Genomic DNA, 23,256 nt, shown 5'->3' with positions numbered 1-23,256 from the left:
ATTATTCTTTGTTCGTTACAATCACTCGTAAGCTATCCAATCGCCAATTGGCTTGTTCAAGATGCTTTAATGATTCCATTTTTAACGATTCTAACGCCGCAATTTCATCTAAACGAATATTTTTATTTACCGCTCGCAATGAGGTTAAACGATGTAATTCGCCACTTAATTGCTGGTCTGCAGCTTGCTTCGCTTGTGAAATTAACGACTGTGCTGGCACAATCACTTTCTGTTCGCTGATCGCAATTAATTTTTCAATCTCTGCTCTTGCCATTTTCGCAATACGATTTGCCATCTGTTTATTCACAGGTTTCAACTGCTTTTCTAAAGCGTTAAATGACACCTGTTGTGCAATATCATTGCCCTTACTATCTAGCAACAAACGAATAGGTGTTGGCGGCAAGAAACGAGACAATTGCAGCCCTTTAGGTGCTTGTGCTTCCACAAGGTAAATGGCTTCCAACAACAACGTTCCAGCAGGTAAATTTTTATTCACTAAAATTGAAATAGCACTTTTGCCAATATCACCAGCAGCGACAAGATCAATACCGTGGCGAATCATTGGGTGATCCCACGTCAGCAATAACACCTCTTCTCGCATTAATGCTAATTCTCGATCAAAAGTAACCGTATTCCCCTCTTCAGACAAACCAGGGAAATCAGGCACAAGCATATGCCCAGTTGGGCTAATCACGATACTTTTTTCACCAATATCTTCTTGCTCTAACCCAATAATATCAAAGAGATTTAACGAAAAATTCACCAATTCCGCACTATTATCCTGTTCTGCAATCGCTTGAGCAAGTTGTTGTGCCGCTTCACCACCATTAGAATTGAGTTCCAATAGCCGATCTCGCCCTTGCTCTAACGCTTGTTTTAGTTGCTGCTGACGTGTCCGAGTTTGCCGAATAAACAGCTCAAATTCATCTGTTAATGTTGCATTCAACAAAAATGCCATCAACTTGTCTTTCGCTTCCTGAAACAAGGCTGCTCCCATTGGACAAGTTTCTTCAAACGCATTTAGCCCAAGATGATACCATTGTGCCAACAATTGCTGAGCCGATTGAGAAAAACAAGGTACATAAATTTGAACATCGTGTTTTTGTCCTATTCGGTCTAATCGCCCAATGCTCTGCTCCAATAAGTCTGGGTGATCAGGTAAATTAAATAGCACAAGATGACGAGCAAATTGAAAATTCCGCCCCTCTGTTCCAATTCCCGAACTGATTAAAACCTGTGCCCCCTCTTCTTGTTGAGCAAAATAAGCTGACGCTTTATCTCGCTCCACAATCGACATCTTTTCGTGAAATACCGCAGAACGAATCGCTTCTTTTTCACGCAATATTTGTTCTAGTTGAATAGCAGTATCTGCTTGTTTACAAATCACCAAAATTTTTTCATCACGATGATTTTTCAGAAATGTCATCAGCCATTCAATTCGTGGATCAAAATCAAACCATTTTGCATTTGGGTTCATTCGCTGAAATAGCTGTTCAGGATAAAGCAAATTCTCTAATTTATTGCCACTCATTAGCCCAACCACTTTCAACGCATTGGCATATTGATTAGGCATTTCTAAGATAATTTGGTGAAAATGCCGATGTGGAAATCCTTTAATCGCTTGGCGAGTATTGCGAAATAATATTCGGCTTGTGCCGTGGCGATCAATTAACTCGCTGATCAACTCTTGACGCACCTGCAAGCGGTCAGATTCTGCTATTTTTTTGTCATTGATGATTTTCAGCATTGGTTCAACATCTTCTTCAAACAACAAATCGCTAATACTATTTTGTTCATCAACACTCAATAGATGATCACTTAACAATGAATTAATCGCTTGAGCGACAGGCTGATAAGATTTTTGTTCCGCTAAAAAGGCTTGATAATCATAAAAACGGTCAGGATCGAGCAAGGCTAAACGTGCAAAGTGGCTTTCTTGCCCTAACTGTTCTGGTGTTGCTGTTAGCAACAACACCGCAGCAATCTTGCTTGCCAATTGTGCAACAAATTGATATTCAAGGCTTGGACAATCTTCTCGCCATTCTAAATGATGTGCTTCATCAATAATCAACATATCCCACTCTGTCGCCAGAATTTGCTTGGCACGTTGAGGCTGCTTTATCAACCAATCAATCGAACAAATCACCAACGTTTCTGAGTCAAATGGATTCTGACTAACATCGTTTCCTTCATCATCTTTTTGACTAAAATCTGCACAACGCTCTTCATCAAATAGGGAAAAATTCAGATTAAAACGACGTAGCATTTCCACTAGCCATTGGTGTTGTAGGCTCTCAGGCACAAGCACAAGCACTCGCTCAACTCGCCCAGAAAACAACTGCTGCTGTAAAATCATTCCCGCTTCAATTGTTTTTCCTAACCCGACTTCATCAGCCAGTAATACTCGTGGAGCAAGACGCTGCCCGACTTCTTGTGCTATGTGCAACTGATGCGGAATTAAACTCGCACGAGTGCCACGCAAACCACGAAATGGCGATTGAAATTGTGCTTGTTGATGTACTAAAGATCGATAACGCAATGCAAACCGATCACTGCGGTCAATTTGAGCAGAAAAAAGCCTGTCTTGTGGTCGACTAAAACTCACTTTATGATCAAGAAACACTTCTGGCAGCACACTCTCTTCATCAGTGTCAAGTCGCTTACCGAGATAAATCAACACACCTTGATTTTCAACCACTTCTTGTACTTCAAGCTGCCAACCTTCCGCACTGTAAACATAATCTCCTTGCTGAAATTGCACTCGAGCGAGTGGTGCAACCGCAATCGCATAGACCCGTTGCTCGTCAGCCGCTGGAAAATTTAACGTAACTGTACGCATATCAACTGCCGTTACAATCCCTAATCCGAGATTATTCTCTGACTCACTGATCCAACGCTGCCCAACAACAAAATTCATATTCAATTCTCTTTTTAACTCAATCAATCATCGTCATATTTTACCTGATTTTGTCCTACAAGCGGTAGGGTTCTTCAGTAGATATACAGAAATACGCCATTAAAATGCCAAGAAATAAGCGGTCTATTACTGTCAATTTTCTGCAAACTCCCCACAGAAATCCCAAACACCAGTAAGACTTACTAAAGAAAGTAATAGACACTATAGTAAATTAATTGCAAAGATTAATAGTTTGAGTATTAGATCATTGAAAATATTGCTACTTGAATTTTATAATATCGCTATCTGACTATTTATTGTACTGCTCACCATATTATTGTTTTTCTATCAATTTGTTATCACTATTAAAATTTAGACTTTCAAGTTCATTTAGATTTCTATCTAAAAACAACCTACGATATTCATTGACCCACATTGCTGATGCTCCACAAACTGCAACAGGCATAATGACTAAATTTAAGAAAGGAATCATTGTAAATAAACTCACTAGTGTGCCAAAAGTGAAGTTCATCACACGCTGTTGTTCAAGTGCATTACGCATACGTTTAAAATTAATTTTATGATTGTCAAAAGGGTAATCGCAATATTGAATTGCTAATAACCAAGCACCAAAAATAAAGGTAACGGCAGGAATAACGGTTTGCCCTAACGCAGGTACAAAACCTAATACAAACAATGCAACTAAACGAGGAATGCTATAGCAAATTTTTTGCCATTCTCGTTTTAGCATTCGTGGCACATCTTTGAGCATTCCAACAAAGCCTGCTTCAGCTAGTCCTTGCCCTGTCAGTTGTTGTTCAACTTTTTCTGCCAAAATCGCATTAAAAGGTGCAGCAATAAAATTGGCAAGGGTAGTAAAGGCAAAATAGAAAAAAACCAAAATAAGAATAAATATGAGTGGGATTAGGATCACGCTCAGCCATTCTAACCACGTTGGTAGCATGGTATTCATTAAGGTATTAATATTGGCGAAGAAAAGCCAGATAGCACCGATCATCAATAAAGCATTAATCACAATTGGCAAAATAACAAATGGCAGCAACTGGCGTTGCATTAAGAGCTGCCAGCCATAAATGAAATAATGAAATCCCGCACTGATTTGATTTTGTGGGGAAGAAAATAATGAGGACATAATTGCTCCTGAATGATTAAAATTTTAGGAAGAAATATGGTAAGCTATGCACCTATTTTCGCAAAGTTGGAATTTGTTATTTTGCTGTTTATTTAATCAAGTAACAGAAATGGGAACCACTATGGAAACACATATTATTTTCTTTATTCTCGCAGGCGTACTTATCGCTATTTTAGTAGGTTATAGTCTATGGTCAGCTCGCCGTGAAAAATCACGTATTTTTTCAAATACTTTTTCAACTCGCCCTCCTGCCACGCCAGTAAATAATGGTACAAACCTTAGCGTTCCGCCAACATTAGTGCCGAATGGATTTAGTACAATGTCCAATTCGCTAGGAAAAAAGCCTGAACATTTACAGGAAGGGGCAAATAGCAATATCTCAATCTCACAGGAAATTGAACATTCAGTAAAAGGTATTAAAATTAGCCTGCCTGATCAGCCGTTATCAATAACCACTCCAGTTGTGCAACCTGATAGGACAGATAGCTTTGCTACACAATTTTCATCAGTTAGAAATGATCAAATTCAAGCAGAATTAAATTCGACATTTGGGCAAGTAACAACTGAACCACAAGCACAGGCTTGTGAGGCAATGGAACCGATTATCCTTTATGTGGTTGCTCCCGAGGGGCAGCAATTCCAAGGCAATGACATCGTTCAGCATTTAGATAATTTAGGCTTCCAATTTGGCGAACATAATATTTTCCACCGCCATTTAGACAGCAGTAATACCAGCCCAATCTTATTTAGCGTAGCAAATATGGTGCAGCCTGGTGAGTTTGATTTAGCCAACATCATGCATTTTAGCACTGCTGGGCTAGTTTTCTTTATGACGCTACCTTCTGCAGGCAATGATTTAGTGAATTTACGCCTGATGTTAAAAACCGTAGAAAATTTTGCACATTCTATTGGCGGCTTTATGATGAATGATCAGCAGCAGATTTTTGATGAATATTCTAGACAAGCCTATCTGCTCAAGGTTGGACAATCGCATTAATGCAAAGTAATTAACAAATCTGACCGCTCACAAGCGGTCTTTTTTATCGAGAAATTAACAATGATAGATAAAAATTTAGATCGATTGACCGAAATCAAACAGCTGTTGCAGCAATATGAATATTACTACTATGTGCTTGATGAGCCGCTTGTACCTGATGCAGAGTATGATCGTTTAATGAATGAATTAAAGAATTTAGAATGGCAGTATCCCGATTTAATTACTGCTGATTCACCAACTCAGCGAGTGGGAGCAAAACCGCTGGCAGGATTTACACAGATTAAACACGAATTGCCAATGTTATCACTTGATAATGCGTTTTCAGATGAGGATTTAACGGATTTCTTAAAACGCATTGAAGATCGCCTCAATATTCAGAGTAACGAACTAGAATTTTGCTGTGAGCCAAAATTAGATGGGCTTGCAGTCAGCATTTTATACATTGATGGCTTATTGACCCAAGCCGCAACCCGTGGTGATGGCAGTATTGGAGAAGATATTACGGCGAATATTCGTACCATTCGTAATGTGCCACTAAAATTAAGAGGGGAATATTTTCCACACCGCTTAGAAATTCGAGGCGAAGTTTTTATGCCACAAGATGGCTTTAATGCATTAAACCAAAAAGCTCTCGAAAAAGGCGAGAAGACTTTTGTCAATCCACGCAATGCAGCAGCAGGATCGTTACGCCAGCTTGACCCTCAAATTACACGCCAACGTCCTCTAGTGCTTAATACATACAGTATTGGGGTTTATGAGAGTGATGATGAATTGCCAGCTACGCATTATGAGCGTTTACAATGGCTTAAGCAGTTAGGATTACCTATTAATCAAGAAATTGAGTCCGTAAAAGGCATTGAAAACCTGCGTCATTTCTATCAAAAAGTTCAAGCTAAGCGTGCAACTTTAGGCTATGACATTGATGGTACAGTGTTAAAAATCAATGATATCGCTTTGCAAGAGCAACTTGGCTTTGTTTCACGCGCACCTCGTTGGGCGATTGCGTATAAATTTCCTGCTCAAGAGGAAATGACCATACTTAAAAGCGTTGAATTTCAAGTGGGCAGAACAGGGGCAATTACCCCTGTTGCAAAATTAGAACCTGTGTTCGTCGCAGGGGTAACAGTAAGCAATGCTACGTTGCATAATGGCGATGAAATCGCACGCCTTGGTATTGTCATTGGCGACACCGTGATTATTCGTCGTGCAGGTGATGTAATCCCACAAATTGTCGGCATTGTCTCCGATCGCCGTCCTGAAAATGCAGAAAAAATCCAATTTCCGACCGCTTGTCCTGAATGTGGATCGGCAATCATTCGTGCTGAAGATGAGGCGATTGCACGTTGTACTGGAGGATTGTTTTGTTCAGCACAACGTAAAGAAGCCTTAAAACATTTTGTTTCTCGTAAGGCGATGGATATCGATGGTGTCGGTGAAAAATTAATAGAACAATTAATGGCAAAAGAACTTATCCATACACCTGCCGATTTATTTAAATTAGAACACACTCATTTAATTCGTTTAGAGAGAATGGGAGATAAATCCGCCCAAAATGTATTAAATAGCATTCAAAAAGCTAAAAATACTACCTTGGCTCGTTTTATATTTGCACTTGGTATTCGTGATGTTGGTGAAACAACCGCACAAAATCTTGCAAATTATTTTGGGAATTTAACCGCTATTCGTGAAGCAACGATTGAACAACTACAACAGGTACAAGACGTAGGCGATGTCGTTGCAAATCGGATTTTCAACTTTTGGCAAGAACCACACAATGTTTCCGTGGTTGAAGATCTACTTGCTCAAGGCATACAATGGCAAGATGTTATCAAACAAGAGATTATGGATAACCCATTAAAAGACAAAACGGTTGTACTCACTGGTACACTCACCCAGCTTAGTCGTGATGAAGCCAAAGCACTTTTACAACAATTAGGCGGCAAAGTATCAGGAAGCGTATCCAGTAAAACAGACTACCTGATCGCAGGTGAAAAAGCAGGCTCAAAATTAACCAAAGCCCAAGAACTCGGCATCAAAATCCTTTCGGAACAAGATTTAATGGTATTAGCTAGCAGTCAATTTCTTGAGATGTAAACTTTAACCTAAGCAGTTTTGATACTTTCGCAAATTCTCAAACTATTTATAGTTTGTCTCTATTTTTAGTGAAGAATTTATTGCCCGTAAAAAATAAGCCTACTAATTAGTAGGCTTATTTAGCTAATTATTTGAGCAAAACTACATCATTCCGCCCATTCCTCCCATACCGCCCATTGCCGCTGGATCAAGTTTTTCTTCTTTAGGCAGATCGGTAATCATACATTCAGTTGTGATCATTAAACCTGCGATAGATGCCGCAAATTGGAGTGCAGAACGAGTTACTTTGGTTGGGTCTAAGATCCCCATCTCAAGCATATCGCCGTACTGATCGGTACCTGCATTATAACCATAGTTCCCATTGCCTTCTTTCACATTGCGAGCCACCACAGAAGCTTCTTCACCCGCATTAGTTACAATTTGACGTAATGGTGCTTCCATTGCACGCAGTGCAAGTTTGATACCGACATTTTGCTCTTCGTTATCACCTTTAAGGGTTGCTGACACTTTTGTTGCTGCACGCACTAAGGCGACACCACCCCCTGGGACAATACCTTCTTCCACGGCTGCACGAGTAGCGTGAAGTGCATCATCAACACGATCTTTCTTCTCTTTCATTTCAACTTCAGTTGCTGCACCGACTTTGATGACTGCAACGCCACCTGCTAATTTTGCAACACGCTCTTGCAATTTTTCTTTGTCATAATCCGAAGTAGACTCTTCGATTTGCTGACGGATTTGTGCGACACGACCTTTAATTTGAGCTTCATCACCAATGCCGTCAATAATGGTTGTGTTGTCTTTTGAAATGACAACACGTTTTGCTTGACCAAGATCTTCTAATGTCGCTTTTTCGAGCTCCATACCGATTTCTTCTGAAATCACTGTACCCGCGGTTAAAATGGCAATATCTTGTAACATTGCTTTGCGACGATCACCAAACCCTGGTGCTTTAACCGCAGCAACTTTCACAATACCACGCATTGTATTCACCACTAAGGTTGCAAGTGCTTCGCCTTCTAGGTCTTCTGCAATAATTAATAACGGCTTGCCTGCTTTTGCTACGGCTTCAAGTACTGGTAAAATTTCGCGGATATTGCTGATCTTTTTATCCACCAATAAAATGTATGGGTTATCTAGCTCTACTGTGCCAGCTTCTGGTTTATTGATGAAGTATGGTGAGAGGTAACCACGGTCAAATTGCATACCTTCTACAACGTCTAAAGCGTCTTCTAATCCAGTGCCATCTTCAACGGTGATGACGCCTTCTTTGCCGACTTTTTCCATTGCCTGCGCAATCAGTTTACCGACGGTCTCATCCGAGTTTGCAGAAATTGTGCCTACTTGTTCAATTTCTCTTGATGTTTCGCACGGTTTAGAAATCGCTTTTAACTCATCTACTACCGCAGCGACAGCTTTATCAATACCGCGTTTTAAATCCATTGGGTTCATACCTGCCGCAACCGCTTTTAAGCCTTCATTCACAATTGCTTGTGCAAGTACTGTTGCAGTAGTAGTGCCGTCACCCGCCGCATCATTTGCTTTAGAGGCAACTTCTTTTACCATTTGAGCACCCATATTCTCAAATTTATCTTCAAGTTCGATTTCACGAGCAACTGATACGCCGTCTTTAGTGATTGTCGGCGCACCAAAGGCTTTATCTAAAATTACATTACGTCCTTTTGGACCTAAAGTTACTTTTACTGCATCAGCTAGCACATTCACACCATTAAGCATTTTACTGCGTGCATCATTACCAAATTTTACGTCTTTTGCTGCCATTTTTATTTCCTATTCTATCATTGTAAAAAATTAGTGAAAAATCACCGCTTGTGAGTAAATAAAAAACACTACTCTACAATTGCCAAAATATCGCTTTCAGAAAGAATTAATACCTCTTCACCGTCAATTTTTTCTGTTTTTACGCCATAACCTTCGTTAAAGATAACAACATCGCCAGCTTTGACAGCTAACGGTAATAAACTACCGTTCTCTAAAATACGACCGTTACCTACCGCAATCACAGTACCACGAGTAGATTTGGTTGCTGCAGAACCTGTTAAAACGATACCGCCAGCGGATTTTGTTTCAATGTCTTCACGTTTAAGAATGACTTTATCGTGTAATGGACGAATGCTCATTGTTTTCTCCTAAGTTAAATTAAAAACCCGTGCAAAACGCACAACGCTGCGTAATATAAGGGTAAGTTGAACAGTTTCAAGAGCAAAAGAAAAATTTTTACAAAATTTTATCTAAAGCTACCCTAGTTCTCTATAAATTGATTACTTTGTTGAATAAGTTGTAGAAATAATGCCAGTGGTGGACGGTTTTTTTTCTGCTGTTTGCCTTCTAAATTGAAATAATTTACTTCGCCTTTGCGATCAATGTGGTACTGCTCGCCGTTTGGCAAGATGGCAACTGTCGTTCTGTAATTCGAGGCAATCAGCCATTTTCGGTTATTTTCTTTGCTTAAATCCGTCCCTTGTGAAAAATCTGTAAGCGGCGAGTTTAACCCTAGAAATTGCACCATTAGGGTTGGGATAATATCAAGATGACTAGAAAGCTGGGTATGAATGTGTTGTTTTCCTTGCCAATAAATCAGCATCGGCACTTGTGTATATTGTTTTGCAAAGCGATTTTGATTTTCGGTATTTAGTGGTGGCTGTGCAATGTCAGCGGTAATGAGCACCAACGTATTATGCAATAAATTTTGTGCTTGCAATGTCTGCCAAATATCCGCCAATTGTAAATCAGTGTTTTGTAGGCTTTCAATGCTTAAATCCAAATAACTAAAAAATGGCTGATGTTGCTTGTCTAGCCACAGTTTCCAATCCGTGATTGCCTCAATATTGCTGTTATGTTTAGGGAGTGTAAAGTCTGCAAATAATGCTCGGCGATAAAGCGGATTGTGAAAACTATTATGAGAAAATAGCCCAAATTGATACTCCAAATGCTGCAAATTTTCGATAAATACGGACCGCTTGCGTTCATTTAAAATGGCATCGGTATAGCGTCCACTCAGGCTATAAAACAGCCCAACAATGCCTGCGGTTGTACTGTCGCCGCTGATGTGATGTTGTGTTAGTTGATATGAATGCTCTGCAATGTAGCGAAATGTCGGCATTTTTTGACTGGTGCTAGTCGATAAGCCAGATAAGTTGATAAAGAGGAAATTTATTTTCTTTTTCATTAGAGAAAACTTAAGCGGATTCTTTGGGTAATTTAAGAAGAAGGTATCCAATCGTCCAGTTTCATTTAATGTTTGTTGATAACTATCTCGATCAATGAGGCGATGTTTCTCTAAAAAAGTGCGGGCGGTCATTGGATAAGATAGAGGGTAGTTGGCTTTTTGTGCTGTAATAGGACGGTAAAGTGTCATATCTGCCAATGCATAGAATAAATGGGTTGCACTAAAGCAGCTCAAGAAGAAAAATGCTACATATTTTCCCCATTTTTGGCGACTAAAGCTACGCAATTTATGCCAACACCAACGTGAATAAATCATTTGTACCAGTAAGATCAACGGCATTGGCACAAATAATAATTGCCACTGGCGGCTTAGCTCACCTTCATCAGGATCAACCAGTAAATCCCAAACCAGTGGTGAGAGATGTAAATAGAATTGTTTAAATACTTCGGTATCAACGAGCAGTAACGTCATTCCAATGGTTGCAATAATGACCGAAATGCCTCGAAAGGTACGTTCATTTTTTATCAAAAAACTCAAAGGAAAGAGCAACAGCAGATATACCGCAAACACAATAAAACCAAAATGTCCCAATAAACTCACAAAAAAATAGAGCTTACCAAGCAGCGTATCAGGCCAGTCTGCATTAAACGCATAACGAGAAGCAATCAGCAGTGCCATTACGATATTAAATAGGGTAAACCAGTGCCCCCAAGTAATACGTTGGGAGAGGGCTTCGCTGTAGTGGAGTGAAGAATAATGTCGAAGCAAATTTTGAGGCAAAAAACGGCGGATACGGTTTAGCATAGCAATCGTTTACAAAGATAATTAGTCAGATTTTAGAGAATGTTTCAGTGCATCACTGAATGTGTCTGCTAACAATTCACGCTGCTTGGGATCATTAAAATTACTAACTAAAATATTGCTGACCATATTGCCTAGTGCCATCAAAGATAAATCAACAGGGGCTTTATGCTTCTCTAGTGTCGTAATCAGATCACCTAATAATGCGTCAATTCGTTCATTTTGATATTTCGATTTGGTTGCCATAAAAATTACCCTTAAAAATAGTTATATGTGGGACAATCGCAGAGCGAATAACAGATAAATATAATAACAGACAAATAGTAGCATAAAGGATCGATAAGCGGTGCATTTTGCCGAAAATTTTGCATAGTCTGTCGCTGCACATCGCCTATCACTACAATGGCGAATTATTTGATTTTATGGCAACCATTGAGCCAAAGTTAAAGCATTGAAACCATAGCTCAACCTGAGAAAAACCTGCCTGCTCTAGTCGCTGTTTGTGTGTGGCAATGGAATCGGTACGCATTACATTTTCTAAAGCAGTGCGTTTTTGGCTCACTTCTAATTCACTGTAACCATTAGCTCGTTTAAAGGTATGATGTAAATCAATAAGCAGAGTATTGATATGTTCATCAGTAAAGGTAAATTTTTCAGACAACACTAATACTCCATTAGGCTCTAACCCTTGATAGATTTTTTGCAATAGTGCCAGCCTGTCATCTGGGGGTAAAAATTGCAGCGTGAAATTAAGTACCACCATTGACGCATTTTTAATTTCAATACAGCGAATATCATCACACAAAATCTCAACAGGTGTTGTTGAATGAAATGCGCTTAAATGATGACGGCAGCGTTCTACCATTGGGGCGGAGTTGTCTACACCGATAATCTGTACGCCTTCAACCTGAATATGACGCCGCATAGACAAAATACCAGCACCTCGAGAGCAGCCAAGATCATACACATTCGAATGAGGGGTCACAAACCGAGCTGCTAGCATACCAATTGCGGTAATAATGTTGGAATACCCAGGCACAGAGCGTTGAATCATATCAGGGAAGACTTCTGCCACGCTTTCATCAAAGGTAAAATCCCCCAGTTTTTCTATAGGGGCTGAAAATAATGTGTCTTTCATTTGAGTGAATCGTTGTGAATTAAATCATTAAAGAGGTCAGCATTGTACTCGGAAAACCATAAAATTGACAAAAATTCCCGAAAATTGACCGCTTATTCGCTTATAATGGCGAGAATTATTATTCTTTTAGAGAGTTATTATGGCAACAATCGCACCTAACCCACTCGTTTTAGTTGATGGTTCATCATATCTTTATCGTGCGTTCCACGCTTTCCCACCACTGACAAATAGGCAGGGTGAACCAACAGGGGCAATGTATGGCGTATTAAATATGCTGAAAAGTTTAATTGCACAAGTACAACCCACACATATTGCTGTGGTATTTGATGCCAAAGGAAAAACGTTTCGAGATCATTTATTTGAACAATATAAATCACATCGCCCGCCAATGCCTGATGATTTGCGAAAACAAATTCAACCACTGCATACAATGATCAAAGCACTCGGTATTCCGCTGCTTTCTATTGAAGGAGTGGAGGCTGATGACGTGATTGGCACCTTAGCGAAACAAGCATCAGATGCAGGCAAAAATGTGCTAATTAGCACAGGCGATAAGGATATGGCACAGCTTGTCAATGATCGAATTATGCTGATTAATACGATGAATAATAGCTTGCTTGATAGAGAAGGAGTTATCGAAAAATACGGTATCCCTCCCGAGCTGATCATCGACTACTTGGCTTTACTTGGCGATAGTTCAGATAATATTCCAGGGGTAAAAGGGGTAGGCGAGAAAACAGCACTTGCATTATTGCAAGGTATTGGTTCGATGCAGAAAATTTATACTAATCTAGATAAAATAGCCCAATTGTCTTTCCGTGGGGCAAAAACCTTTGCTTCAAAATTGGAAGCGGATAAAGAGATGGCGGATCTTTCCTATTTGTTGGCTACGATTAAAACCGATGTGCCGTTACCAATGAGCCACGATCAGTTGGAAATGCAACCTCAACAACGAGATGAGCTAGTTGAATTGTTTGGGCGTTATGAATTTAAACGTTGGTTAAATGAAGTTATCACAGACACTAATCCTGTTACCCAGAGTAATCCGATTGCCCACGCTTACAAAGTATCACTAAATGCTTATCAAGCCACACCATCACAAGCGGTTAATTCCGTAGAAAATTTTGCAAAAATTTCGCTCGATCGAGCCGCTTATGAATGTGTCAATAATGAAGCAAATTTTCAAATTTGGCTGACCAAACTGCAACAAGCGAAACTGATTGCCGTTGATACGGAAACGGATAATATTGATGTGATGAAAGCGAATTTAGTTGGGATTTCATTTGCTCTAGAACAAGGTGAGGCGTGTTATATTCCTCTTGCTCATCGGGGGGGAGATGTTCCTCAACAGGAGGATTTATTTACAGAAAGCAAATCAGAAAACGGATTGGATTTGTTGCTGAATCAATTAAATAAAATGGATTGTTTAACTAGACTACGTCCTATTTTAGAAAACCCTGCGATTCTAAAAATTGGGCAAAATATTAAATATGACTTAACGCTGCTAGCTCGCAATGGCATTGAGGCTCAAGGGGTAGTATTTGATACGATGCTCGAGTCCTACACACTCAACAGCACGGGGCGACATAATATGGACGAATTGGCCAAACGTTATTTAGGACACGAAACAATCCCCTTCGAAGCGTTGGCTGGCAAAGGGAAACAACAAAAAACATTTGATCAAATTGAGTTAGCAAAAGCAACGGAATATGCCGCTGAAGACGCTGATGTTACAATGAAATTACATCAAGTGCTTGCTCAAGAATTAGCAAAAAAACCAGAATTAAATAAATTATTTACACAAATTGAAATGCCGCTTGTCAGTGTGCTGTCTCGAGTAGAACGCAATGGTGTATTAATTGATCCAACGTTATTATTACAACAATCTGCTGAAATTGAACAACGTTTGGTTGAACTGGAAAAAACGGTTCACAAAGAAGCAGGACAGCTCTTCAACCTTGCTTCAACTAAACAATTACAAGAAATTTTATTCGATAAATTACAGCTCCCCATTTTGAAAAAAACACCGAAAGGTGCACCTTCTACGAATGAAGAAGTATTAGAAGAACTCGCTCAAATGGGACATAAAGTACCAGAGTTGTTGATTGAACATCGAGGGTTAAGCAAGCTCAAATCAACCTACACTGATAAGCTGCCACAAATGATCAATCCGCATACAGGTCGCGTACATACTTCTTACCATCAAGCCGTTACAACGACAGGGCGATTGTCATCAAGCGATCCGAATTTACAAAATATTCCAATTCGCAATGAACAGGGCAGACGTATTCGCAAAGCTTTTGTTGCTCCTGAAGGTTATGTGATCTTAGCTGCTGATTATTCCCAAATAGAATTGCGAATTATGGCACATCTTGCAAATGATGAAACAATGATTAATGCCTTTGCCACAGGACAAGATATTCACCGCTCAACGGCGGCTGAAATTTTTGGCGTTTCACTGGAAGAAGTTACGAATGAACAACGCCGCAGTGCAAAAGCGATTAACTTTGGTTTAATTTATGGTATGTCTGCATTTGGATTGTCAAATCAACTTGGCATTTCTCGCAATGAAGCACAACAATATATGGAACGTTATTTTCAACGCTATCCTGCCGTGCAGCAATTTATGCTTGATATTCGAGAAAAAGCCGCAGAAAAAGGCTATGTCGAAACACTTTTTGCTCGCCGACTTTATCTACCAGATATTCAATCCAGTAGCCCAATGCGTCGTAAAGCGGCAGAACGAGTAGCGATTAATGCTCCAATGCAAGGTACAGCAGCGGATATTATCAAAGTGGCGATGATTAATATTCATCAAACAATCGCTCAAGCAGATGATATTCAAATGATTATGCAAGTCCACGATGAATTAGTCTTTGAAGTCAAAGCGGACAGAATTGAATATTATAGTCAATTGATCAAAACGAAAATGGAAAGTGCAATTACGTTGCGTGTTCCTCTGATTGCAGAAGTGGGCGTTGGTAGCAATTGGGACGAAGCTCATTAAATCTTCTGTAAAATAGGTATAAAACAATAGCGGTAGATTTTTTGCAATTTTGCAACCCAATCTACCGCCAGTCTATTTTATCGGTCGTCTTTTGAATTTTATTGACGACCTAATTCAGTCGTTTTACTACCACAAATATCCCAACTTCACGCCAATGTTTTGCTGGCTTTTTAGAGTTTTGCCTGTCACATAATCGGTATATACGCTGGCAGTGAGATTATTGTGCTGCACGGTAACACCTACACCAATTTTAGCTTGAGCTGCCACACTTTGTCCAAAGCCGTGTTGGTTAATTTTAACGGTGTTAGCCGCAAGTCCACTTTGATAAGCGGCTTTAAGGTATGGACGAACTTGGCTTTGCCCCAGCTGGTAGTCTTTTTCTATCGCCAAAGCCGCACGGTACTGGACGCTACCAAATGCTTTTTGTTCAACTTTTGAACCACTAAGCGAATAATCTGCTTTGCCAATATGTACATACTGAACACCTACGCTTGGTGTAACGGCTACGCCTGACACATCAAAGCGGTGTGCCAAACTGATACCTGCGTTTACTAGCTTACGACTGACACGATTAGAGCTATCTGCTACTAGGCTGTCGCTGATTTCACTGTTTGCCTGTCCAACACCCAAATGCCCTAGTACGCTGTTGTGACCAAAGTTATGCTTGGCGTAAATAGTCGCAAGATTGACGGTCTGCTTACCCGAGAAGCCATCTGCAAAGGCTTGGTTAGAACGGGTGTGGCTTAATTGCACACCTGCGTGATCACCCGCAACACCTACCTGCAGGGTTTTCAACCGCTGTTCGAATGGGCGATATTGATCAGATTTATGGCGTTGTGAGGCACTATCAAAACTTGCCCACACACCCGCTTGGCTGGAGTTTGGCGTATAAGCCTGCAGTGCATTGCCAAGGGCAGTAAATTCTGACAATGCAGCATTACTATAGCGGCTGATGATCTCATTTTGAACCATTGATTGACTGTCATTATAAGAAGCCTTTTGCATTTTTGGTAAGGTGATTTCAGAAGGCATCTCTCGTCTATCTGCAACTTGAGCTTCTAAGGCTTGGACCTGTTCAGTATTGCTATTATTTGAACTTGTAGACAATGCTTGTGGTGCAACTTCTGATACAGCTGAGACCTGCATAGCCGCAGGCTGTACTGGATTCGGTGCTGCAACAGGAGAAACTAAACTTAACCCCCCTTGAGTATCCACTTGATAGCGGTATGCACCTAAGTCAATCTGATTGACTGTTTGCTCGCCATTTTTCAGGTTAAATTTACCTGATCCATTTGGTGCATTAACAAACGTTAAGCGATCATTGATCAATTTTGGCTCTATGCCTGTTGGGTAAATAACAACTGTTTGAGCATTTTCTACCTTACCTTTCACCTCAACACGATCGTACGCCCCTGTTTGGGTGTCAAACCGCAAATGAAAACGTCCACTGCCTAACAAATCACCCAGCACCTGTAAAGTATAGGCTTTATTTTTGGAGGTTGCATCATTAAGATAAATATTGGTATCAGTTAGCGACAACTGCCCCACTTGGCTATCTTCTGTTAAATGCCATGAGCTATCTTGATGAAATGCCACTTGGCTTGTCTGTTCGCCCTGTATTTTGCCATCAAAACGGCTTTTGCCAAAATGTGCTTGGGCATTGCCATTAAGTGTCAAATTACCTGTTAATTGGGTTGTTGGAAGTGCTTGATAATTGCTAGTTTGTAAAGTGCTGTTTGCAGTACAATGAGTTAGCCCGCTAAAATAAGAGCGTGCACAATTAACACTTTCACCCTGCTGGTGTCCTATACGGATTTGAGTATCCGCACCAGCGGTAATATTTGCATCTAATTTTGCAACATTACGAATGGTTTCAAATTTTGTACCTTGTGCCAGCTCAATCTGATCAACAGCAAAACTGCGGTCAATCCAGTCTGACTCACGAAATTCTTCTACACCATTGACTTTGGCATGAGAAACTGGCGTACCAGCAAAAACCACGCTGCCTTTTTTCACTGATAGCTGTTTAATATTTAAACCACCATTGAATACAAGACGTGCATCTTTATTGTCAGGACTAAAGTTAATGTTTATGTTTTCTTGTTTGACAGTAGTTTTATAACCGACTTTTTCATCGGCAATTTGTCCGATAAAACCATTAAAAGTACGCAACTGTGCTTTTTGTTTAAATGTAAGAGTAGCTGTATTGGTCGATGAATTACTTATGACCGCCCCTTCATCAAGGTGACGAATGTGCGTAAATTCAAGATTGTTACCCGCAACATCTAGATTACCGCCACGAAAACCAAACACAATGCCGCTGGTTGGTACCTGCTTAGCATCGGCTAACACCACTTTAGATCGCCCACTGACAATTCCCACTTCAGCAAACGCCTGCTGCTTACCTTGTGAATCGGCTTTCTGGCGTAATTCTACCGTTCCTTCGCCGACGCTGATACTACCTAAGTTCTCGCCAGTACCATCAACAATCAGTGTACCATTACCGATCTTGGAGAGTCGATCGCCTTTAGGGTTATGCACGCCCCAATGTACCGTACCATTGTTCACTACAACACCCGCCCCTTGATGGGTGAAGCTGCTGTTGTCATCTTTAGCACGAACATTAGCATCGCCATTAAAAATCAACGCCCCAGCCCCTTGATTAATCGCACTGGTCAGTGTCAAATTAATTGGATTTCTACCGTCATAAAATTCCACTGCCTTACCGTGATGCAAAGATGGGCGATTACGATTTTTATCTTTGCTTTTTTTACTCAAATCAGCGACATCAACAGAGTAGGTTTTATCCGTTTGATTATCAGTAAGATGAATCAGTTGGCTCTGATTACTTTGATCTGCCACAGCCCACTGAAAATCGCCTGTTTCAAGAGCAAATACTTGATTATCACTTTCTACATCACGAATTTTACTTGGATCAGTTCTAGTGACACTGGTGTAAACATGCTTATTTTTTCCACCAATCGCAGACATCGCCCCAATTAATACCCATTTTTTCTCCTGCTTGTCATAGACAAACCAAGGAGAGCCACTGTCCCCAGCTTGAGAGAAAGTCATCATTGGGCTATCACGCACATCAGAACTGCCGATATTATCTAGCCAATTACGTCCTCTTTTGTCCTTATTGCCACGTAGTAGCAATGGCGTACCTCCTAAAGTAGAATGGTATCCGCCATGCAGTTTGGTACTGTTACCATTTTCATCTCGCACTACCTGTGTGCCGCTACCTAACCGAGCAAATACAGGGTAGCGTTCTTTATCTAAATAAGCACTGGAATACTGTGGGCGTATGCGTTCAATATTTGCTGGTCCTGTTTCGGTAACCAATTTTTTCAATCTTGTTACATGATAATCTACATTACGATACTCACTGACTGCCACAATATCATATGAATAAGGATTGCCAAGATCCTCATGCTCCTCAGCATGCCCAAAAATCATGTTACCATAACCAGTATTATGCTGAACACTCTCACCATATTGGGATCTAACCAAGGTCGCTACCGCATTTTGTGCACGAACAGGGGCAAAATCGGGCATTGGCACGTCTTGCATTACCTCACCGATTTTTTGCCCATCTTTATTATAGACAGGAATATTGCTCGCTCCTACTGTAAAGCGTCCTCGGTTTTCAGCAAAATCTCTAAAATCAGAGTATGGCACATCGCTACGAATAACAGAAGCATAAGCAGGCAAATGAACTCCAACTCCCCACGCGGCTAAAATAGCAAGGGATATGGTATTTTTGTTGAATAAAGTGTTTGGTAAATGCATAGGTAGCTCCAAAGAAGTAAAAAATTGCTTTAGTTATCTCAGATAATACGACTATTGTACCTAAAATCGAAAAAAATGGTAGTTTTTAAATTTTGCAATTTTTAGACCTTTTCTTTGCCTTAATATTCCATTCCTCCATGCACGGAGGGAATCAATTAAAACTGCTTACTAAACTCGACAAAGACACGATGTTTATCATAAGTGGTGAATTGGTGGTTGCTTTTTACCTTGTTATAAGAATAAGTTAGACGTGGTGTAATTCCCCCAAAATGGATAGCTCTATTCCACGTTGATACTTGGACACTGTATTCTTTATTACGCTGTAAACCTAAAATTAATGTTGGAGCTTTATGCACTTTTTGGGCGATATTGAATGAAAGATGTGTGGAGAAACCATAGCCCCATTCTTGTCCCCAACCTAACCCTGCTCCACGGCGGAAAAAACTGTCATCTTTATCTCGGGTTGATGTACGGTTATAGTTCAAATTAAGTGCCCAATACTGTTTGGCATTTGCAAAATAGAGTAGTCCCGTAGAGATAAAATGGTAGTTGCCATTGAGATGTAAACGGCTACGGTAGCGTTGTTCGCCATATTCATAATTTATATTCCAGCGCCATTTTGGTTGCAGCCAGTAATTCATTTCAGTTGTTACGCCGTAAGTCGTAGAGAATCGCTTTAAGGTTTCACTTTGATTTGATCCGCCTGCGTATAGGTATTGAGCAACAAATGGTAGTGCGGCAATGTTATATTTGGCATTTTGAAATCCTAAACCAATGCTGCCACGCAAATTTGCCTCGTTATATTTTTTGTTATCCCAGAGATATTTTCCGTTACTATTTAAACGTAATTCATTAAAAAAGCCATTTCCCCAAGACCATTTTTTACCAATATCTGCATTAAATCCAACCCCTTCAGCACTTTCAGGCGTCGAACCTGTCAGTCTTCCTTGGTTATTGTTTGTTCGAATTATATTATTTTTAGGGGCATTATTAATATTAGGATCACGTAAATAGGTTACGCCACCGTTGAAATTCCAACGATCACGTTGGTTAATCGCTGCTAGATATCGTTCAATGAGGATGTGAATTTCTGTTGCTAATGGTTCAGTACGCAGTTTAGTTAATTGATCTTCGGCTGCCTCAAGCTGATTGTCTTCAAACAACGTAATCGCAAGCTGCAAACGAGCGGGCAGAATCTCTTTATTTTCTGCAATAATTTGTCGATATAATCGAATAGATTTTGGGTAGTCTTGTTTCTGCTTAGCTAAAATTGCCTCTGACCAATGAGTGATAATTGGATCGTGATATTGTTCAGGAATCTGTTGATATATTGGATAAAGTAATTCAACATTTTCAATGTTCCCCTGTAATATCGCAGGCACCAATGCTCGCATGACTAAATCTGGATAGTTTCTCAGCTCTGCTTTTGACATTGAGATAGATGAGTCACGCTGATGATTAGAGATTTGCTCGGTTTTTTCAGGTAAATTAGGTTTTGTGTGATGAGATTGTATTTCTGATTGCACACGTAGATCATTTAAGCGTTCGGATAGCTGTTGTTGGCTACTTTGCTGCTGGGCATTCGCTAGGCTTGCCCCAGTTACCAAAACTGTACTAAGAAAGAGAATATGTTTATTTTTCATAAATGTATTTAAGAATGAAGTAATATAATGAGCCAGTAAATTAAATGGCGTAACAATAATGATATTAGAGAAACATAACAAGTTATATGACTTCAAGTTTCTCTAGAGCGTATAAAATACCCTCATCATCAATCGGTAGGGTAACGAAATTAGCAACCGCCTTTAGTTCATTTTCCGCATTACCCATTGCAACACCATAACCAACCGAACTTAGCATTTCGAGATCATTTAATCCATCACCAAATGCCATTGCATTTTCAATGTCTAGCTCAAGGTACTGTAATACATCTTTGATACCTCGAGCTTTAGAGTTTTCCTTCGCAAGGATATCAACGGAATAAGAATGCCAGCGAACTTCTTTCAAATCATCTTCTAACACATCGGCATCGATGACTTCTTGTAAACGCTCTTCAGGGAAAAACGCTAGCATTTGTAATACGGTGTGGTTTAAATAATAATCGGGATCAACCAAATAATCCGATTTAATTGGTAGCAATGCTTCTTGTATTTCAGGACTATCTTTTGATACAGCCACTTGTTCGGGACAAACAAACGCATATTCAATATTCAGAGCTTGAAACTTCTGAATGATACGTTCTACACGTTCTGTCGAGAGTGGGTACTGACTAATTACCTTGCCTTTATACAAATTATATTGTCCGTTTGTTGTTACAAATAATTCGAATGCCCCTGAATTAATCAGAGGTTTAAGTGCTTCAGGGAAAGCACTGTAGGTTCGACCTGTTGCTATAGCTGGGATAATATTGTTGAGCTTTAAACGAGGAATTACTTGCTGAAAAATTGAAGAGGGAATGGTCTCTGTTTTTTTCATATACAAGGTATCATCAATATCGAAAAAAACAATTTTTATTGGGGCTTTTGGGGGTTGAGTGGCTTGTAATGTTTCCATAATGTTCTCCAGAAAATGATAATTTATTATATTTTTTCGATCAGTATCGCAAAAATAGCTGAAATATTAGGTTAAAAACTTGCTACAGTGTAGCAAACCTAGGAGCAAAAATGAATGACTGGAATTTTCGTTGTTTTCACTGTTTGCAAAAATTAGCCCTTGCGGAACACGGATTTTGTTCCCTCTGTATCAAGCAGGTTCAGAAAACACCATACTGTGGACGGTGTGGTGCAACTTTATTGGAAGCTCAGCGTCATTGTGGTAACTGTTTGCGTGATGAGCCGAAATGGCAGCGTCTTGTACAAATTTCTCACTATAAACCACCGCTTGTCGAATGGGTTCATCGTTTTAAATTTCAGCAGCATTATTATTTAGATGAAGCACTTGCGAGATTACTTTACCTCGCTGTACGTCAAGCCAGACGAGAGCATCACTTAACATTGCCAGAAGTGATTTTACCTGTCCCTCTTTTTTGGCAAAGACATTGGCAGCGTGGTTATAATCAAGCTGAATTATTAGCTCGTCCGCTGGCAAAATGGCTAAATATACCTTTAGATACTGACAGCTTGGTTCGGGTTCGTAAAACAACACCGCAAAGAAATTTATCGTCTAGCCAACGACAAAAAAATCTTAAAGGGGCATTTTTCTATCAACCACGACTGCCGTACCAGCATGTTGCGATACTTGATGATGTGATTACAACAGGCTCTACGCTAAATGCGATTGCTTTGGAACTGCTCAAGCAAAATGTGAGTGAAATTCAGGTTTGGGCATTAGCTAAAACCTAAACTTAAAAACGAGTTAAATCAAGAATATGGCGAATAATTAAAGTGATGACCAAAATAATTGCTCGCTGGTATGCCAGATGGTCTTTGCAACCTGCTCTGCGGTTTCAGTGCGTAATTCGCATAAGGTCTGAAAAGTAACTTTCATATATTCTGGGCGGTTTGGTTGCCCTTGGAATCCAAAAACAGGCATATCAGGGCAATCGGTTTCAAGGAGAAGGGCATCAAGCGGTAATTTTCGGATAGTTTCACGAGTTTTATTGGCTCGCTGATAAGTAATTGTTCCGCCCACCCCAATTTTATAACCTAAATCAACAAAACGTTTTGCTTGCTCATAGCTGCCTGCAAAACCGTGTACGACCCCTGTTCGGGCTAATTGTGCTTTTTTTAAGAAAGGAAAAAGCTGATCATGGCTTTGGCGAGAATGTAAATTAATGGGCAAATCGTACCGCTTAGCGAGCAGCAATTGTCTCTCCAAAAACATACATTGTTTTTTCCACATTTCGTTACAACGAAGGGATTCTACTGCACGTTCTAGCCCAATTTCGGCTACGGCAGTACATAATGGATCTTGTTGTGCCAGTAGTTGTTCAAGAATAGCAAGGTCTCGTTCTTGATGCTGTTCGATGTAAAGTGGGTGTAATCCTAAACCGTAGCGTAATTGCAAGGGGAATTGCTTGGCACAAGCGGTTACTTTTTCAAAATTTTTTGCACTGATGGCTACGATAAGTAGACGTTCAATTCCTTGTTGTTGGGCATTTTTAGTGAGTTCTCCAATAGGACAATTCAAGGCTTGTGATAGAAAATCAAGGTGAGTGTGTGTATCAAAAAATCGCATAGTGGTTTTATC

General features: G+C 40.0%; 15 protein-coding genes. 4 read left to right on the top strand and 11 right to left on the bottom strand.

Annotated elements, in window-relative coordinates; translation table 11 throughout:
• Position 1: 1 nt before the first annotated feature.
• Complete coding sequence (gene rapA, locus EV693_RS01190) at positions 2 to 2,917, bottom strand: RNA polymerase-associated protein RapA (protein ID WP_132500569.1); 2,916 nt, start codon at positions 2,915 to 2,917, stop codon at positions 2 to 4.
• Positions 2,918 to 3,230: 313 nt separating this feature from the next.
• Positions 3,231 to 4,049, bottom strand: a complete 819-nt coding sequence (gene cysZ, locus EV693_RS01185) for a sulfate transporter CysZ (RefSeq protein WP_132500568.1) — start codon at positions 4,047 to 4,049, stop codon at positions 3,231 to 3,233.
• A 121-nt stretch (positions 4,050 to 4,170) separates the two neighbouring features.
• On the opposite strand from cysZ, the gene zipA reads away from it, so the two are divergent.
• Together zipA and ligA are read left to right on the top strand one after the other, a co-directional pair.
• On the top strand, positions 4,171 to 5,046 hold the full coding sequence (zipA, locus tag EV693_RS01180; RefSeq protein ID WP_132500567.1) for a cell division protein ZipA: 876 nt from the start codon (positions 4,171 to 4,173) through the stop codon (positions 5,044 to 5,046).
• Between the two features lie 60 nt (positions 5,047 to 5,106).
• Positions 5,107 to 7,140 (top strand): NAD-dependent DNA ligase LigA, encoded by a 2,034-nt coding sequence (gene ligA / locus EV693_RS01175; RefSeq protein ID WP_132500566.1) that lies wholly within the window; start codon positions 5,107 to 5,109, stop codon positions 7,138 to 7,140.
• Between the two features lie 141 nt (positions 7,141 to 7,281).
• On the opposite strand, the gene groL is transcribed toward ligA, so the two are convergent.
• The 5 genes from groL to cmoA all read right to left on the bottom strand — a co-directional run bounded on the left by groL (position 7,282) and on the right by cmoA (position 12,269).
• Complete coding sequence (gene groL, locus EV693_RS01170) at positions 7,282 to 8,922, bottom strand: chaperonin GroEL (RefSeq protein WP_132500565.1); 1,641 nt, start codon at positions 8,920 to 8,922, stop codon at positions 7,282 to 7,284.
• A 68-nt stretch (positions 8,923 to 8,990) separates the two neighbouring features.
• Positions 8,991 to 9,281 carry a co-chaperone GroES gene (locus EV693_RS01165; protein ID WP_132500564.1) on the bottom strand — a complete coding sequence of 97 codons (291 nt, stop codon included), beginning with the start codon at positions 9,279 to 9,281 and terminating at the stop codon, positions 8,991 to 8,993.
• Between the two features lie 122 nt (positions 9,282 to 9,403).
• Complete coding sequence (locus EV693_RS01160) at positions 9,404 to 11,134, bottom strand: DUF3413 domain-containing protein (protein WP_132500563.1); 1,731 nt, start codon at positions 11,132 to 11,134, stop codon at positions 9,404 to 9,406.
• A 21-nt stretch (positions 11,135 to 11,155) separates the two neighbouring features.
• Positions 11,156 to 11,377, bottom strand: coding sequence for a YejL family protein (locus EV693_RS01155; protein ID WP_132500562.1), 222 nt, complete (start codon positions 11,375 to 11,377; stop codon positions 11,156 to 11,158).
• Positions 11,378 to 11,528: 151 nt separating this feature from the next.
• Positions 11,529 to 12,269, bottom strand: a complete 741-nt coding sequence (gene cmoA, locus EV693_RS01150; protein WP_132500561.1) for a carboxy-S-adenosyl-L-methionine synthase CmoA — start codon at positions 12,267 to 12,269, stop codon at positions 11,529 to 11,531.
• 139 nt (positions 12,270 to 12,408) lie between these two features.
• On the opposite strand from cmoA, the gene polA reads away from it, so the two are divergent.
• Complete coding sequence (polA, locus tag EV693_RS01145; protein ID WP_132500560.1) at positions 12,409 to 15,276, top strand: DNA polymerase I; 2,868 nt, start codon at positions 12,409 to 12,411, stop codon at positions 15,274 to 15,276.
• 126 nt (positions 15,277 to 15,402) lie between these two features.
• On the opposite strand, the gene EV693_RS01140 is transcribed toward polA, so the two are convergent.
• The 3 genes from EV693_RS01140 to EV693_RS01130 form a co-directional block, all read right to left on the bottom strand.
• Complete coding sequence (locus tag EV693_RS01140; protein ID WP_132500559.1) at positions 15,403 to 19,068, bottom strand: S6 family peptidase; 3,666 nt, start codon at positions 19,066 to 19,068, stop codon at positions 15,403 to 15,405.
• Positions 19,069 to 19,223: 155 nt separating this feature from the next.
• Complete coding sequence (locus tag EV693_RS01135; RefSeq protein ID WP_132500558.1) at positions 19,224 to 20,711, bottom strand: surface lipoprotein assembly modifier; 1,488 nt, start codon at positions 20,709 to 20,711, stop codon at positions 19,224 to 19,226.
• 82 nt (positions 20,712 to 20,793) lie between these two features.
• The gene (locus EV693_RS01130) at positions 20,794 to 21,621 is read right to left on the bottom strand and encodes a Cof-type HAD-IIB family hydrolase (protein WP_132500557.1); all 828 of its coding nucleotides are present in this window, start codon (positions 21,619 to 21,621) and stop codon (positions 20,794 to 20,796) included.
• A gap of 110 nt (positions 21,622 to 21,731) precedes the next feature.
• Here EV693_RS01130 and EV693_RS01125 point away from each other — a divergent pair, with 110 nt between their 5' ends.
• Positions 21,732 to 22,409: an amidophosphoribosyltransferase gene (locus EV693_RS01125; RefSeq protein ID WP_132500556.1), complete on the top strand. Its 678-nt coding sequence runs from the start codon at positions 21,732 to 21,734 to the stop codon at positions 22,407 to 22,409.
• A gap of 37 nt (positions 22,410 to 22,446) precedes the next feature.
• On the opposite strand, the gene EV693_RS01120 is transcribed toward EV693_RS01125, so the two are convergent.
• Entirely contained in the window at positions 22,447 to 23,244 is a 798-nt protein-coding gene (locus EV693_RS01120) for a TatD family hydrolase (protein ID WP_132500555.1), read from the bottom strand.
• Positions 23,245 to 23,256 lie beyond the last annotated feature (12 nt).

The sequence above is a fragment of the Nicoletella semolina genome, assembly GCF_004345745.1.
Classification (GTDB): domain Bacteria; phylum Pseudomonadota; class Gammaproteobacteria; order Enterobacterales; family Pasteurellaceae; genus Nicoletella; species Nicoletella semolina.
The sequence above is the reverse complement of the archived record's forward strand: the minus strand, read 5'-3'. Positions and strand labels throughout refer to the sequence as shown.

Excerpts from the sequence above, each read along its gene's own strand:
- rapA (WP_132500569.1), bottom strand. The coding sequence starts at position 2,917 with ATGAATTTTGTTGTTGGGCAGCGTTGGATCAGTGAGTCAGAGAATAAT.
- EV693_RS01155 (WP_132500562.1), bottom strand. The coding sequence starts at position 11,377 with ATGGCAACCAAATCGAAATATCAAAATGAACGAATTGACGCATTATTA.
- EV693_RS01130 (WP_132500557.1), bottom strand. The coding sequence starts at position 21,621 with ATGGAAACATTACAAGCCACTCAACCCCCAAAAGCCCCAATAAAAATT.
- zipA (WP_132500567.1), top strand. The coding sequence starts at position 4,171 with ATGGAAACACATATTATTTTCTTTATTCTCGCAGGCGTACTTATCGCT.
- groL (WP_132500565.1), bottom strand. The coding sequence starts at position 8,922 with ATGGCAGCAAAAGACGTAAAATTTGGTAATGATGCACGCAGTAAAATG.
- ligA (WP_132500566.1), top strand. The coding sequence starts at position 5,107 with ATGATAGATAAAAATTTAGATCGATTGACCGAAATCAAACAGCTGTTG.
- EV693_RS01160 (WP_132500563.1), bottom strand. The coding sequence starts at position 11,134 with ATGCTAAACCGTATCCGCCGTTTTTTGCCTCAAAATTTGCTTCGACAT.
- EV693_RS01140 (WP_132500559.1), bottom strand. The coding sequence starts at position 19,068 with ATGCATTTACCAAACACTTTATTCAACAAAAATACCATATCCCTTGCT.
- cmoA (WP_132500561.1), bottom strand. The coding sequence starts at position 12,269 with ATGAAAGACACATTATTTTCAGCCCCTATAGAAAAACTGGGGGATTTT.
- cysZ (WP_132500568.1), bottom strand. The coding sequence starts at position 4,049 with ATGTCCTCATTATTTTCTTCCCCACAAAATCAAATCAGTGCGGGATTT.
- EV693_RS01120 (WP_132500555.1), bottom strand. The coding sequence starts at position 23,244 with ATGCGATTTTTTGATACACACACTCACCTTGATTTTCTATCACAAGCC.
- EV693_RS01125 (WP_132500556.1), top strand. The coding sequence starts at position 21,732 with ATGAATGACTGGAATTTTCGTTGTTTTCACTGTTTGCAAAAATTAGCC.
- polA (WP_132500560.1), top strand. The coding sequence starts at position 12,409 with ATGGCAACAATCGCACCTAACCCACTCGTTTTAGTTGATGGTTCATCA.
- EV693_RS01165 (WP_132500564.1), bottom strand. The coding sequence starts at position 9,281 with ATGAGCATTCGTCCATTACACGATAAAGTCATTCTTAAACGTGAAGAC.
- EV693_RS01135 (WP_132500558.1), bottom strand. The coding sequence starts at position 20,711 with ATGAAAAATAAACATATTCTCTTTCTTAGTACAGTTTTGGTAACTGGG.